Genomic DNA, 14,420 nt, shown 5'->3' on the forward strand with positions numbered 1-14,420 from the left:
GACCACACACAGGGCGGCACTCGCCGCCCCGACCCGCCGCTTAGGCCACGATCTCGACTTCGCTCAGCATGCGCCAGTTGCGTTCGAGCGTTCTGGTCGCGGAGCCCGCGACCGCGACCGTGGCGCTCAGATGAATGTCGCGGCTCGAACTGCCGACGAGCAGATCGAAATCACCGGGCTCGACGATACGCTCGCCGCGCGCGTCGGTGAAGTTAAGCATATCGACCGGCAGCTTCACGCACACACGCGCCGAGGCACCGGCCGCGAGCGGCACGCGCGCAAACGCTTTCAGCTCGCGCACCGGCCGCGCGACCGACGCGTGACGGTCACGCACGTAGATCTGCACGATCTCGGTGCCGTCGCGCGCACCGATGTTGTCGAGCGTGAAGCTCAGCTCGATCGTCCCGTCTTCGATCGGCACTTCGCTGTGCGCGAGCGCGAGATCGCCGTAACGGAACTGCGTATAGCCGAGACCGAAGCCGAACGGATAGCGGCAGCCGAAATGGTACGCAATCGGCGTTCCAGCGCTTTTCAGCCGATGGTTATACACGTACGGCACGGCGCCCGCGCTCTTCGGCACCGACAGCGGCAGACGGCCGCTGAAGTTGGCGCGGCCCACCAGCAGATCGGCCAGCGCTTCGGCGCCGCGCTCGCCCGGCGCGAACGCCATGATCTGCGCGGCGATGCGATCTTCGAGGCCGCCGAGATTGTACGGGCGACCGCCAGTCATCACGACGACCGTCGGCGTGCCGCTGTCGACCACCGCCTGCAGCAACGCCTGCTGCACGCCCGGCAGGTCGAGGCTGTCGGTATCGGACCCTTCGCCGACCGTGCCGGACTGGAACAGGCCCGCCAGATCGCCGACGAACACCAGCGCGACGCCCGCTTGCCGGGCGGCCTCGACCGCCGCCGCGATGCCGTCGGTGTCCTTGCTGATCAGTTCGTCGCAATGCGCGTCGCCGGTCAGATCGAGCGACACGTCGCCCGGGAACACCGGCGCGCCCGCGCGGCGTTCCTTGATGATGTCGCAACCCTGCGCGTGAATCACGCGCTCGTTGCCGAGCAACGCGCGCAGCGAACGCAGCGGCGTCGAAATCGAAGCAGTGGACTGCTCGCCGCTGTTGATCAGATGCACCGGGAAGCTATAGCCGGCGAGGAGCGCGAGCGGATCGTCGGCGGTCGGACCGATCACCGCGATTTTGTCGGCGCCGTTCGCGTCGAGCGGCAGCACGTCGCCCTGATTGCGCAGCAGCACCGCCGATTCGAGCGCGACCTGATACGCGGTATCGCCCGCGGCCGCGCTCTTCACGTCGACGCGTTCGGGATCGACATATGGATTCTCGAACAGGCCGAGCTGGAATTTCACGCGCAGCACGCGCGTGACGGCGGTGTCGATCGTCGCTTCGGTGATCTCGTTGCGCTCGAGCGCCTCCTTCAGATGCACCGCGCACTCGTGGCCCGGCAGCTCGACGTCGAGCCCGGAGTTGAACGCGAGGGCCGCGGCCGACGCGCTGTCGCGCGCCACCGCATGATGGCTGTAAAGCAGGTCCACGCCCGCGTAATCCGCGACGACGAGACCGTCGAAGCCCCACTTCTCACGCAGCGTGTCGTGCAGCAGCGCACGATCGCCATGACACGGCACGCCATCGACGTCGTGATACGCGGGCATCACCGAGCCCGCGTTCGCGAGCTTCACGGCCATTTCGAACGGCAGCATGAACACGTCGTTGAGCTCGCGCGGACCGACATGCACCGGCGCATGATTGCGGCCGCCTTCGCTCGCCGAATGACCGACGAAATGCTTGAGCGTCGCGAGCAAATCGCGCTGTTCGCCTTGCAGGCCTTTCACGTAATGGCACGCGAGCACGCCGACCAGATACGGGTCTTCGCCGAGCGTCTCCTCAGTGCGGCCCCAGCGCGGATCGCGCGACACGTCGAGCACCGGCGCGAGCCCCTGGTGACAGCCGATCGAACGCGCCTGCTCGCCGATGATCGTGCCGACTTCGCCGACCAGTCGCGGATTCCACGTCGCTGCATAGTTCAACGGCGACGGGAACAGCGTCGCGTCCTTGATCATGAGGCCGACGAGGCACTCCTCGTGCGCCATCACCGGAATGCCGAGGCGCGTGTCTTCGACCATCTTGCGCTGCAGTTCGTTGAGCGCGCGCACGCCTTCCTTCGGTTCGACCGTATGCGTGCCGAGCGGACGCGTGATCTGGCCGAGGCCATATTGCAAGATTTCGTCGACCGTGATCTGGTTGGCACTCTGCGCGAAATCGATGCTACGCGCCTTGTGATTGCCATCGGCCGACAGCACCAGCCACGCGGCATGGAGCTGCGCAATCTTTTCGTCGAGTGTCATGCGCGCGAGCAGATCGCCCACGCGCTCTTCCACGGCTGCGGCGGGATTGCGGTAGAGCGGCATCTCACTTTGGCGAAGCAACATCGAAAACTCCTTTTATTTATCCTGGTGTACGAAGCGCATGAAGCGCCGACAAATCCGTTGTTCCTGACAAGCGTGCGGCAGGGCGTTGCTTCGGCCGGAGCCATCCCGTTCCATTTCAGATAACTTTCCGTACTTCGCAGTCCTGCTAATCGACCGAACGCGGCCGCGACTCTAGATTCGCGGTGTTTGATCGGCTGCGGGTCGTTCGGTGCGACTAGCGACGCGGTTCAGTAGGACCGCGCTTGCCTGCTTCGCGCAGCAAAGCGCGGTCACAAGCGGATCAGTGCAGACGCGGCAGCGCGAAATCCTTGTCGTCGAATACGTGGCACGCGTGCGGTGCGAACGCCAACTCGACGCGTTCGTCGTGGTTCACGCCACCGTCGCCGGGCAGTTTGGCGATCATCGTGTTGCCGTCTCGCACGCCACCGTCCACGTGCACGTAGCTGTGCTCGCCCATCCGCTCGACCAGACGCACGGCGCAGCGAATCGACTGCACGCCGGGCTGCGCCGACGGCAGGGCGAGATGCTCCGGCCGGATGCCGAGCGTGACCTGCGAGCCGACGCGCTGCCTGCTGCCGTCGACCTCGGCGCGCACGCGCTCGCCCGTGGTCAGTTCGACCTGAATGCCCTTTTCGTCGACCGCGCGGACCGTGGCCGGCATGAAGTTCATCTTCGGCGAACCGATGAAGCCCGCGACGAAGCGGCTCTTCGGCCGGTGATACAGATCGAGCGGCGCGCCGATCTGCGCGATGCTGCCGTGTTTTTCCATGTCCGCGCCGGCGTGCAGCAGCACGATCTTGTCGGCGAGCGCCATTGCTTCGATCTGGTCGTGCGTGACGTACACCGCGCTCGCACGGTTGAACTCACGATGCAAACGGGCGATTTCAGTACGCGTTTGCACGCGCAGCGCGGCGTCGAGATTCGACAGTGGCTCGTCGAACAGGAACACGCCCGGCTCGCGCACGATCGCGCGGCCGATCGCCACGCGCTGGCGCTGGCCGCCGGACAGCGCAGCGGGGCGGCGCTCGAGATAGCTATCGAGTTGCAGTGCGGCAGCGGCGCTGCGCACTTTCTTGTCGATGATGGCCTTGTCGACTTTCGCCTGACGCAGACCGAACGCCATGTTCTCGTACACGCTCATATGCGGATACAGCGCGTAGTTCTGGAACACCATCGCTACCTGGCGCTTCGCGGGTTCGACGTTGTTCATCAGTTCACCGTCGATGCGCAGTTCGCCGTCGGTGATCGATTCGAGGCCGGCAATCATGCGCAGCAGCGTGGACTTGCCGCAGCCGGACGGCCCGAGGAACACGCAGAATTCATCCTTGCCGACTTCGAGGTTGGCGTCGCGGATCACCGAGTTACCGCTCGTATAGGACTTCTGTACGTTAGTGAGAGAGATGCTTGCCATGTCGTTTTTGCGAAGTTCGGTGTGCGGGCCACTGCGGCCCACACGATTCGAGGTGGTGTGCGATGCGGATCAGCCCTTGAGCGAGCCAGCCATCATCCCCTTGATCACGCGCTCCTGACCGAACGCGTAGGCAACGATCAGCGGCAACGAGGTCAGCACGAGGACGGACAGCATCGAAGGAATGTTCGACGCGTATTGCCCCATGAAGTCCCAGATCGCGAGCGGCAGCGTACGGTGCTCGGCCGTCGACGTGAGCATGTACGCGAAGATGAACTCGTTCCACAGGCCAATGCCGTTGAAGATCGTCACAGTGGCGAGCCCCGGTGCCGAAAGCGGGAAGAAAATCCGCCAGAAGATGCGGAACGGACTGCAGCCGTCGAGCTGCGCCGCTTCTTCGAGCTCGCGCGGAATCTGGCGCATGAATTCGGTCAGGATGAAGATCGACACCGGCAGACTGAGCGCCACATACGGGCCGAGCAGCGCGAACGCGGTGTCGTAGAGGCCGAGGTTGCGCGTGAGCAGATAGATCGGCACGAGCGTCGCGTGCAGCGGCACGATCATGCCGGCGACCACCAGTCCGAACAGCGTCTTGTTCAGCGAGAAGCGCAAGCGCGCAAACACGTAGGCCGCCATCGCACTGATGATGACGATCAGCAGCACCGACACGCCCACCGTGAACACGCTGTTACGGAAATAAGTGAAGAACGGCCCCTGCAGCACAGCCGCGTAATTGCCCCAGTACAGGTGGCTCGGGGGCGCCCACACGGACGTCGCGAAAGTCTCCTCCTGGCTCTTCAGGCTCGACGCGACCATGAAGAGAAACGGAATCGTCGTGACGGCCAGCCAGATCAGTGCCAGCAGAGGAATCCCCACACGGGGGAAGCGTAGTTTCTTGTTCATGGTTCAGACCTCGGTTGCATAACGGCGGGTGAAGTACATCGACACCGCCGCCACCGTGATGACGATAAGGAACATCGCCGAGCCGATGGTGCTGCCGTAGCCGAGTTGGAACGAACTAAACACCGTGCGATACATGTAGGTGGCCATCACCTCGGACGAGCCTTCGGGGCCGCCACCGGTCATGACGAAGACGAGATCGAAGTAACGCAGCGAGCCGAGCACGGACAGCAGCACTGCCGTGCGCACCGTGCCCTGCAGATGCGGCAGCTTGATGCGCCAGAAAATGGTCCACTCGGATGCGCCGTCGAGCAGCGCGGCCTCGTTGACCTCGGCCGGCATCGACGAGAGGCCGGCGAGGAACAGAATCATGTAGAAAGGCGCGTTCTGCCAGATGATCACGGCAATCGTCGCGCCCAGCGAAAAATGCGGGTCGCCCAGCCAGTCCTTCGCGAGGCCATCGAGCCCGAATGCCTGCAGCGCGACGTTGACCGGACCGAAATTCGGATCGTAGATTTGCTTGAACAGCACGCCGATCGCCACGCTCGACATCAGCAGCGGCAGGAAATAGAGAACCTTCAGCAAGCGCGAGCCACGGCCGGCCTTTTCCAGCAGCACGGCGAGCGCGAGCGCGATCGGAAGCTGGATGACGATCGACGAGACAGCAAGAATCACGTTGTTCTTCAGCGATTGCCAGAACACCGTGTCGTGCGCGAGCCGCTCCCAGTTCGCGAGCCCGATATAACGGGCAGTGTTGCCGAGGCCGTTCCAGTCGAGCAGCGACAGCCGCAGGCTGGAGACGAGCGGATAAAGCAGGAACACGGCCAGCAGCAGCAGCGACGGCGCAAGAAACACGACCGTGACTAACGTTTGCGACGAGAATCTCAGCCGGCGTTCGGGAGTAGCGGTAATTGCAATATTCACGGGCTTGTATGCCGACCGGCACCTCGCGGTGCCGGTCGGACTTTTCTTTGAGACTGGAGAAGATCAACCGCCCTTCTTCGAAGCGGCTTCCATTTGCTGCGCAGCAGCTTCAGGCGTCACCGACAGGCCGAACAGCGCCTGCGTCGTGTCCTTGTGCATTTCACCGAGAGCCGGCGGGAGTGCCTGGTCGTACCAGAGCTGCACGCTCGGCGCCGCCGCAAGCAGCTTCTGCAGACGCTGCGTGAACGGATCGTCAATCTTGACGTTATTGACCGGCGGGAGCTTATGGTCATCCGACGCGCGAGCCTGCATCGCCTGTTCGTCGGTCAGTGCCTGGATCAGCTTGAACGCTGCGTCCGGCGTCTTGCACTCGGCCGAGATGCTGAGGAAGCCATCGCCCACCGTGCCGATCAGATCGCGCGGATCACCCTTGCCACCCGACACGCTCGGGAACGGGAAGAAGTCGAGATCCTTCGAGAACGTCGGATTTTCGTTGGCGATCGTCGAAGCTTCCCAGGCGCCCATCAGCTCCATGGCAGCCTTGCCCGTGTACAGCAGACGGCGCGAAGCGCCCGAGTCGTAGTCAAGACCGTTGATGCCCGGTGCGAATGCGCCAGCCTTCACCAGTTCCTGAATGCGCTTGCCGGCTTCGACGAAGGCCGGATCTTCGAAGCCCTTGCCCTTGCCTTCGATCGCGTCCTTCACGACTTGCGGACCACCGATACGGTCGACGAGGTACATGTAGTACATCGATCCAGTCCACTTGTTCTTGTTCGCGAGCGAGAACGCCGCAACGTTGTGCTGCTTCAGCACGTCGACGACGTGCATCAGTTCATCCCACGTCTTCGGCGGCGTGATGCCGTACTTCTTGAAAACTTCCTTGTTGTAGAAGATCACCGCGGCCGCTGCGTTTTCGGCAGCAACACCGTAGGTCTTGCCGTCGAATGTAGTGACATCCCACGACGATTGCATGAAGCGGTTGCGATACGCCGGGTCCTTGGTCAGGTACGGCGTCAGGTCGGCGATCTGGCCGGACTTCACGTACTCGTGCAGGCCGCCGCCGCCCCAGTTCTCGAACACGCACGGCGGCTGGTTCGCGCCGAAAGCGACCTTCAGCTTCGTCTTGTACGCTTCGTTCAGCACGTGCGAATTCTCGACCTTGTAGCCCGGAACCGCCTTTTCGAATCGATCCGACGCGTCGCGAATGATCTTGCTCGACGACGCATTGGTCTGCTGGTCCCATACCGTGATCGTCTTGGAGTCCGCCGCTAGGGCGTTCGAAACAACTGCAGACAACGAAAACAGCAGCGCCGTCGCGCCGACAATGGACCGCGCCTTAAACAACGCCGGGTACGCCATGTGTGTGTCCCCTCTTCTGGATTTTTAAGAAACCGCCGAAACGTTAACGTTAGCCTTAACGTTAGTGAATGTTAGGCCGATGCTGGAAGTAACGCTATGCGGGATTTTACCTGGTCTCGACGGGCTGCGACGCAACACTTGTATAAGATTGACTGATTGTGGGAAAGCGGAAATTTATAGGGTTCTGCTAGAATAGCGACTACATAAACGGTATCGCTAACGCGATTAGCGAGTCGACCCATCCAATGACCTCTCGCACAGCTCCGACCCGCATGGCAAGACAAACCCCCACACTTGAGCACGTCGCCAAGCTTGCCGGGGTGTCCCAGATGACCGCATCGCGCGCTCTGAACGGCCGTCCTGGCGTGTCGCGCGAAACCCGTGACGAAGTACTGAGAATCGCGTCGGACATCGGTTACGTCGTCAACCGCACCGCGCAGAAACTGTCGGGTGGCCGCAATGGCATCATCGGCATCATCACGCCGACGCTCGACACGCAATTCTCCAGCGAACTGATTCTCGGCGCGGGCCGCGCGGCGCGTGGCGCGGGCTGCGAGATGCTGGTCTACACGGTGTTCGACGAAGATCGTCATACGCATCACGACCTGCTCGGACTGATCCAGCAATTCTCCGACGGCATCCTCGCGATTCTTCCGCGCGAGTCGCTGTGCCTCGAGGCGCTCGCCACAGCGAAGGTGCCGGTCGTCGTCGTCGATCAGCGCGGCACGCTGACGGGCTTCCCGTCGGTGTCGGTCGACAACTACGGCGGCGCCTGTCTCGCGGTCGAACACCTGGCGGAACTCGGTCACAAGCGCATCGCGTTTCTGGCGGGCGACGAAACGATCGAAGGTGTGCGCGACCGGCAACGCGGCTATCACGACACGCTGGCTCGTCTCGGCCTGCCGCGTGAAGACTCGCTGGTCGCCGCGGGCGACCTGTCGCAAATGATGGCGTTCGACGTCACGTTCGATCTGCTGAACCTCGCCGAGCCCCCAACCGCGATCTTCACGGCCAACGACCAGAGCGCGTTCGGCGTAATCGCCGCAATTCGCGAAGCCGGCCTGCGCGTGCCGGACGACATCTCGGTGATCGGCTTCGACGACATCCCGATGTCCGAGCAGTTTCACCCGGCGCTCACCACGATCCGTCAACCGTTCCAGCAAATGGCGCGCTCGGCGGTCAACACGCTGCTCGCGCAAATCGCCGGGATCGACGCCGCTTCGCAGCGCATCACGCTGCCGGCGGAACTGGTGGTGCGCGATTCCACCGGCCCTGTCCGCACCAAGCAGCGCCGCGGCCGTCACCAGATCGTTTCGACGTAAGTCGCCGCGCGCACCTTCGCATCCGAAGTCACCAGCGCGCCGCCATGCGTGCGTGCGGTCGCGACGATCAGGCGTTGATGCAAGCTGAGCGAAGGCGGCAGCGTGGCCGCGCGAAACGCGATCTCGGTGTCGACCGGAATCATCCGCACGCCGTCTAGCGACAGAAACGTCGACATCCAGCTGCGCGCGTCCATCGACAGCCCGAGACTGCCGACCTTCACGAACTCCGCGATTTCGAACGCGCTGATCGCCGAGATCAGGATCTCGCCGCCGGCGAGCTCCCGATCGATCGCATCGTGCGCGGCCTGGCTCAGCGCCTTCTGCCTGCCGAGCCAGCACACGAGCGCAAGCGTGTCGAGCGTAATCATTACTCTTCCTGGTCTGCCGTGACCGGATGCTGCAACGCGTGCTTAAGATTGAAATGCGTAATCGACGCGCGCAGCAGCTCGAGCGGGTTTTCCTGTTTGCTGCGATACGGCCGAATTTCGATGGTGGGTTGCCCGCGGTCGGTGACGACCACGGTTTCGCCCAACGCCTCGACCTGACGGAACAGCTCGCAGGCCCGGGACTTGAAGATGGCTTTAGATACTCGCTTTTCCATGACGCTCTCCACCCAGCAATATTCCAACGGTTATTTTTTGTGTCGGGCCGACGCGCCCGCATGCGAACGCCCGCGATGCGCGGCCCGACATTCTTTATCAACCTTGCTCTCAGGCACTTCTTCCCAACCTACTGCCAGGAGCTCCCTCGAACTCCCGTCCGACTCGCGGCGACGATTGCCGTAACCGCGACACAGCCCGCACCGGTAGCGCCAATCCCTGCGCGCAACCGCTGCGCTTCCATCTAATCGATACGTTTTACGCAGAACGCTCCGGCCATACAGGGTCGTGCCGGATAGGAGCGCGACGCGTCTCGGGTTTCAATGTCTGCTCCGTGCTTAGCTCTTTGAATAGATGTAAACAGCCGGAACGTTACCCTTAACGTTAGCGGATGTTAATGGCCCCTACTCGCCGCCGCCATGCGGAGTTAACCTAAGTTCGGACCCACTATCCGGAACCACCCGACCCGGCCCTCAAAGCCAGGCCCAGCAAGGATGAAGCTCCGTGCAAGGCATAGACAGCAAAGCGTAATATTCGATGCAAACCAACTAACGACATCCCTGCTTTTGCCTCACTCTTCGTCGTCCGATGCCGGTGGCCTCGATGAAGCCTCCGCATCGAAATGTACGATCCACGCATGCAGCGATTCGCGTGGCTTCTTCAACCTTCCTCGCTGCTGCGGCGCTCGTTCGATAGCCGATTGCCCGCGGTCCGCGGCAGCCGCCGTTTCACCAGGCGTCTGCGCATACCGCTGCCCGGACGGGCCGCTAGCCGCGGCCTCGCCATCGTCCTTCGCTACATTTTTCTCCATCGCGCTATCCGCCATCGGTGTGCTGGTGCTCGCTCGTCGGCATCGGCCTGTCAAACGACCGCGCCTACGTCCTCGCCGACTTTGGGTCGCGAGAGACTCACCGCGGCGCCGTTCGCATCGAACAGCCTGACCGACGACGACGCCACCTTGATCCCGACGCGGGCGCCGACCGCATGCTGCGCGTCCTTCTTGTCGAGCTTCAGCGTGATCGCGTGCGCCACGCCATCGAGTCGCGCATGCAGCAGCGACACGTCGCCGAGATGCTCGACCAGTTCGACACGCGCGGCGAGACCGTCGTCGAGCGAGCCGATGTCCAGATGCTCGGCGCGCACCCCCAGCGTCAGCTCGCCGCTCAGCGACTGCGCCGACCGGCCGGGCAGCACGATGCGCTGGCTCGCGCCGGCGAGCGCCACGACGGTTTGCGTATCGCTTTGCGACACCAGCGTCGCGGCCAGCATGTTCATCTGCGGCGAACCGATGAAGCCGCCGACGAAGCGGTTCGCCGGTCGCTCATACAGTTCGAGCGGCGCGCCGGTCTGCTCGATGTGGCCTTTGTTGAACACGACGATCTGCTGGCCGAGCGTCATCGCCTCGACCTGATCGTGCGTGACGTAGATCATCGTCGTGCCGAGTTCGCGATGCAGCTTCGCGAGTTCGATACGCATCTGCACGCGCAGCGCCGCATCGAGATTCGACAGCGGTTCGTCGAACAGGAACACGCGCGGCTTGCGCACGATCGCCCGTCCGATCGCGACGCGCTGGCGCTGGCCGCCCGACAGCGCCTTCGGTTTGCGCTCGAGCAGATGCGTGATCTGCAGGATCTCGGCGGCACGGCCCACCGCCTCGCGTACTTCGTTTTTCGACTTGCCCGACAGCTTCAGCGAAAAGCCCATGTTTTCCGCGACCGTCATGTGCGGGTAGAGCGCGTAGCTCTGGAACACCATCGAGATACCGCGGTCCGTAGGCTGCAGATCGTTGACGCGTACGCCGTCGATCAGAATGTCGCCGCCCGTTATCGACTCGAGCCCCGCGATCATGCGCAGCATCGTCGACTTGCCGCAGCCCGACGGTCCCACGAAGACCGTGAACTGGCCGTCCGGGATATGCAGATCGATGCCCTGAATCACCTGCGGTCCTTCGCCATACGTCTTCGAGACGTTGCGCAATACGAGTTCGCCCATTTGATGCCTCCTCCTCCTCAGTCCTTGTACTTGCAGACCCCGCGTGACGCTATCCCACTGCCCCACTACTGTCGCGCCACGCGAGGTTCGGTGCGCCCGCCGCCGGGCGTGCGCGTCAGCGCACGGCCGCGACGCCGGCGTGTTGCGCGATCACGTCGCGATACCACAACGCGCTGTCCTTCAGCGTGCGCTCCTGGCTCGCATAGTCGACGTAGACCATGCCGAAGCGCTTGTCGTAGCCCGACGCCCATTCGAAGTTGTCCATCAGGCTCCACGCGAAATAGCCGGCCACGTCGACGCCCTGTTTCACCGCGTCCGACAACGCGGCCAGATGCAGGTCGTAGAAGCGCACGCGCTCGGCGTCATGCACGCGGCCGTTAGCCAGCACGTCCTTCGCCGCGCAGCCGTTCTCGGTGATGTAGATCGGCGGCAGCTTGTAGTCGGCGTTGATGCGCGTCAGCAACTCGGTGAGGCCTTGCGGATAGACTTCCCAATCCATGTCCGTGAAGCCGAGCACGCCCGGCGGACGCTTCTCGCCCGATGCGCTCGCGAAGATGCGCGTGTAGTAGTTGATGCCGAGGAAGTCCATCGGCGTGCCGATCACATCGAAATCGCCGCTCTGGATCGCCTCTTGCGGACCGTTCGCGCCGTACCATTCCAGCGCCTCGGCCGGATACTCGCCCTTGAACAGCGGGTCCATGTACCAGCGCACGAACTTCGCGTATTCGAGCGACGCGGCGGCCTGGTCTTCAGGCGAATCCGTCGCGCCGTGCGCCGGCGACTGGTTCAGGACGATGCCGAGCGGCGCCTTCACGCCATCGGCGCGCAACGCCTGCAACGCGAGACCGTGCGACAGCAGCAGATGGTGCGCGACGTGCGCGGCTTTCTTCAGATCGGCGTTGCCCGGCGCGAAATAGCCGGTCGCGTTGCCGAGCCATGCGGTGCACCACGGCTCGTTGTGCGTCGCGATCGATGCAACGCGGTCGCCGAGCACGCTGCCGATCTTGCGCGCATAGTCCGCGAAGCGATAGGCGGTGTCGCGGCTTTCCCAGCCGTTTTGCGTATGCTGCAGCGACAACGGCAGGTCCCAGTGATAAAGCGTCGCGAACGGCTGGATGTCGCGCTCGAGCAAACCGTCGACGAGGCGCTCGTAGAACGCGAGACCCTTTTCGTTGAATGCGCCGCGGCCGGTCGGCTGCACGCGCGGCCACGCGATCGAAAAGCGATAAGCATTGACGCCGAGTTCAGCCAGCAGATCGAGGTCTTCCTCGAGGAGGTGATAGTGATCGCATGCGACATCGCCGTTCTCGCCGTTCACGACCTTGCCCGGCACTTGGCAGAACGCGTCCCAGATCGACGGGCCACGGCCGTCCTCATGCGCTGCGCCTTCGATCTGATAGGAACTGGTGGCCACGCCCCAGACGAAGTCTTCGTTGAATCGATACGTCGACATAAATGTTGTTGTCCCGAATGGTCATGCCCGCCAGGGCGTGAAGATGAAAGGAAAAATCTCAGGCCTTGACCGCGCCGGTCGTCAGACCGTCGATCAAACGCCGCGAGGTGAACGCAAACAGCACGAGCAACGGCAGCACCGCGACCGCGGAACCCGCCATCACCGCGCCCCAATCCGAATTGGTCGGGCTTTGCAGAATGCGCAGCGCGAGCGGCAGCGTGTACATCGACGGCGAACGCAGCACGACAAGCGCCGACAGAAAGTTGTTCCATGCCTGAATGAAGCTGATCAGGCCGAGCGTGCCCAGCGCCGGTCCCAGCAGCGGCATCACGATGCTCCAGTAGATGCGGAATTCACCACAGCCGTCGATGCGCGCCGCCTCGATCAGCTCGGACGGGATCGCCGATGCGACGTACTGGCGCATCAGGAACACGCCGAGCGCGGCGGCCGCGCCTGGCACATACAGCGCGCGCGGCTGATCGATCCAGCCGAGCAGGTTCATCGTCATGAAGGTCGGAATCATGCTGAGGAACGGTGGCACCAGCATCGCGGTCAGCGCGATCGCGAACAGCGTCTTCTTGAAGCGGAACTCGTACATCGCGAACGCGTAGCCGGCCATCGACGTGACCAGCAGCGTCAGCACGGTTTGCATCGCGGCCGTATAGAAGCTCCAGCCGAGATTGCGCCAGAACGGAATGTGCCGCATCAGCGAGGCCATGTTGTCGAGAAACGCGCTGCCGAACCACAGCGGGGGCGGCATCGAGAAAATCTCGGAGCTGGTGTGCGTCGCGAACACGAACATGAAGTAGAACGGCGAGAACATCAGCAGCCCGCCGGCCACCACGATCGCATAGCCGATATAGCGGCCCTTGTTGTTCGACGATTTCATCGCTGTGTCTCCTCGTTCATGCCGCTGCGGTGAAAGATCCGCGTGTTCAACCACATCAACGCACCGATCGAGATGAACAGCAGCCATGCGATCGAACTCGCGGTGCCGAAATCACCGTCGTGGAATGCGGTGCGATACATATAGACGGCCGTCGTCAGGCCGGACTGGCTGGTACCCATGCCTTCGTTCGGCAGCAAGATGAACGGCTCTTCGAACAGTTGCAGCCCGCCGATGATCGACAGCGTGACCGCGAAGAAAATCATCGGCTTGATCAGCGGAATCGTGATGCGGGTGAACTGTTGCCAGCCGTTCGCGCCGTCGATGCGTGCGGCCTCGTACAGGTCTTTCGGAATGGTTTGCAGCGCCGACAGATACAGCACCGTGTTCCAGCCGACATAGCGCCAGAAGATCACCACCGACACCGCCGGCTTGACGTTCTTCGGGTTATATAGCCACTCGATCGGATGCGCGGGTACGATCCAGTTCAGGCCGGGCAGCTTGCCGAGCTCGGCGATCGCGAGATTGATCATGCCGAAGTCGGTCGAATACAGCGACGAGAAGATCAGTGCGATCGCAACGCTCGACGTGATGAACGGCAGGAAGTACAGGCCGACCATCAGGTTGCGCCAGCGGCGAAACGCGGTTTGCAGAAAGAACGCCAGCGGCAGCGCCACCAGATGCTGCGGCACGCCGGACATGATTGCCATCGACGCGGTGTTGTACAGCGACTTCCAGTACCACGGGTCGGTCAGCGTGAACGTGAAGTTCGACAGACCCACCCACTTCATGCTCGCGAGCCCTGCCGTCGCGTCCCAGCTCTGGAACGACAGGTACAGCGAAAACAGCAGCGGGAACGCCATGAACAGCGCGAACAGCAGGAAAAACGGGCCGAGAAACAGGTAGGGTGCGACCTTCACCGGATCGAGCCGCGAAGTTTTGCGCGGCGCGGCGAGCGGCGTGGGCGAGCTCAGCACATCGCTCACGCGTGCATCGCGGGCGACCTCTTCGGTCGTGGGCAGCGGAGTGTTCATCAATAGTTCCGTCCAGTCGGGCGTGGGGTGGGTCTTCGATGACCGGCCACGCTGTTTGCAGCAGACTTGCAGCGCACTGCGAGACACTTCGGCCGCG

General features: G+C 63.1%; 12 protein-coding genes. 1 reads left to right on the forward strand and 11 read right to left on the reverse strand.

Translation table 11 applies throughout. The features are described from left to right. Positions 1-40: 40 nt before the first annotated feature. The 5 genes from AB3X86_RS23620 to AB3X86_RS23640 form a co-directional block, all read right to left on the reverse strand. Positions 41-2,446, reverse strand: coding sequence for a glycoside hydrolase family 3 N-terminal domain-containing protein (locus tag AB3X86_RS23620; protein WP_368597889.1), 2,406 nt, complete (start codon positions 2,444-2,446; stop codon positions 41-43). Positions 2,447-2,726: 280 nt separating this feature from the next. After that, on the reverse strand, positions 2,727-3,857 hold the full coding sequence (locus tag AB3X86_RS23625) for an ABC transporter ATP-binding protein (protein WP_368597890.1): 1,131 nt from the start codon (positions 3,855-3,857) through the stop codon (positions 2,727-2,729). 69 nt (positions 3,858-3,926) lie between these two features. Continuing rightward, complete coding sequence (locus tag AB3X86_RS23630) at positions 3,927-4,757, reverse strand: carbohydrate ABC transporter permease (RefSeq protein WP_176111587.1); 831 nt, start codon at positions 4,755-4,757, stop codon at positions 3,927-3,929. A gap of 3 nt (positions 4,758-4,760) precedes the next feature. After that, positions 4,761-5,678 (reverse strand): carbohydrate ABC transporter permease, encoded by a 918-nt coding sequence (locus AB3X86_RS23635; protein WP_368367179.1) that lies wholly within the window; start codon positions 5,676-5,678, stop codon positions 4,761-4,763. Positions 5,679-5,741: 63 nt separating this feature from the next. Next, complete coding sequence (locus AB3X86_RS23640) at positions 5,742-6,974, reverse strand: extracellular solute-binding protein (protein WP_368597891.1); 1,233 nt, start codon at positions 6,972-6,974, stop codon at positions 5,742-5,744. Between the two features lie 335 nt (positions 6,975-7,309). Here AB3X86_RS23640 and AB3X86_RS23645 point away from each other — a divergent pair, with 335 nt between their 5' ends. Beyond that, on the forward strand, positions 7,310-8,359 hold the full coding sequence (locus AB3X86_RS23645; protein WP_176111585.1) for a LacI family DNA-binding transcriptional regulator: 1,050 nt from the start codon (positions 7,310-7,312) through the stop codon (positions 8,357-8,359). Here the strand turns inward: AB3X86_RS23645 and AB3X86_RS23650 are convergent. From AB3X86_RS23650 to AB3X86_RS23675, 6 genes are all read right to left on the reverse strand, one after another. After that, on the reverse strand, positions 8,338-8,727 hold the full coding sequence (locus tag AB3X86_RS23650) for a type II toxin-antitoxin system VapC family toxin (protein ID WP_176121543.1): 390 nt from the start codon (positions 8,725-8,727) through the stop codon (positions 8,338-8,340). The genes AB3X86_RS23645 and AB3X86_RS23650 overlap by 22 nt on opposite strands. Then, complete coding sequence (locus AB3X86_RS23655; RefSeq protein WP_368597892.1) at positions 8,727-8,960, reverse strand: type II toxin-antitoxin system Phd/YefM family antitoxin; 234 nt, start codon at positions 8,958-8,960, stop codon at positions 8,727-8,729. Before AB3X86_RS23655 ends, AB3X86_RS23650 begins: the two co-directional genes overlap by 1 nt. A gap of 859 nt (positions 8,961-9,819) precedes the next feature. Then, positions 9,820-10,950, reverse strand: coding sequence for an ABC transporter ATP-binding protein (locus AB3X86_RS23660; RefSeq protein ID WP_368597893.1), 1,131 nt, complete (start codon positions 10,948-10,950; stop codon positions 9,820-9,822). A 115-nt stretch (positions 10,951-11,065) separates the two neighbouring features. Continuing rightward, positions 11,066-12,403 carry a GH1 family beta-glucosidase gene (locus tag AB3X86_RS23665; protein ID WP_368597894.1) on the reverse strand — a complete coding sequence of 446 codons (1,338 nt, stop codon included), beginning with the start codon at positions 12,401-12,403 and terminating at the stop codon, positions 11,066-11,068. Between the two features lie 58 nt (positions 12,404-12,461). Beyond that, a complete protein-coding gene (locus AB3X86_RS23670) occupies positions 12,462-13,292 on the reverse strand; it encodes a carbohydrate ABC transporter permease (protein WP_018433683.1) in 831 nt (276 codons plus the stop codon). Then, on the reverse strand, positions 13,289-14,323 hold the full coding sequence (locus tag AB3X86_RS23675; protein ID WP_368597895.1) for a carbohydrate ABC transporter permease: 1,035 nt from the start codon (positions 14,321-14,323) through the stop codon (positions 13,289-13,291). Before AB3X86_RS23675 ends, AB3X86_RS23670 begins: the two co-directional genes overlap by 4 nt. Positions 14,324-14,420 lie beyond the last annotated feature (97 nt).

It is taken from the genome of Paraburkholderia sp. BR14374 (assembly GCF_040948685.1).
GTDB lineage: Bacteria > Pseudomonadota > Gammaproteobacteria > Burkholderiales > Burkholderiaceae > Paraburkholderia > Paraburkholderia youngii.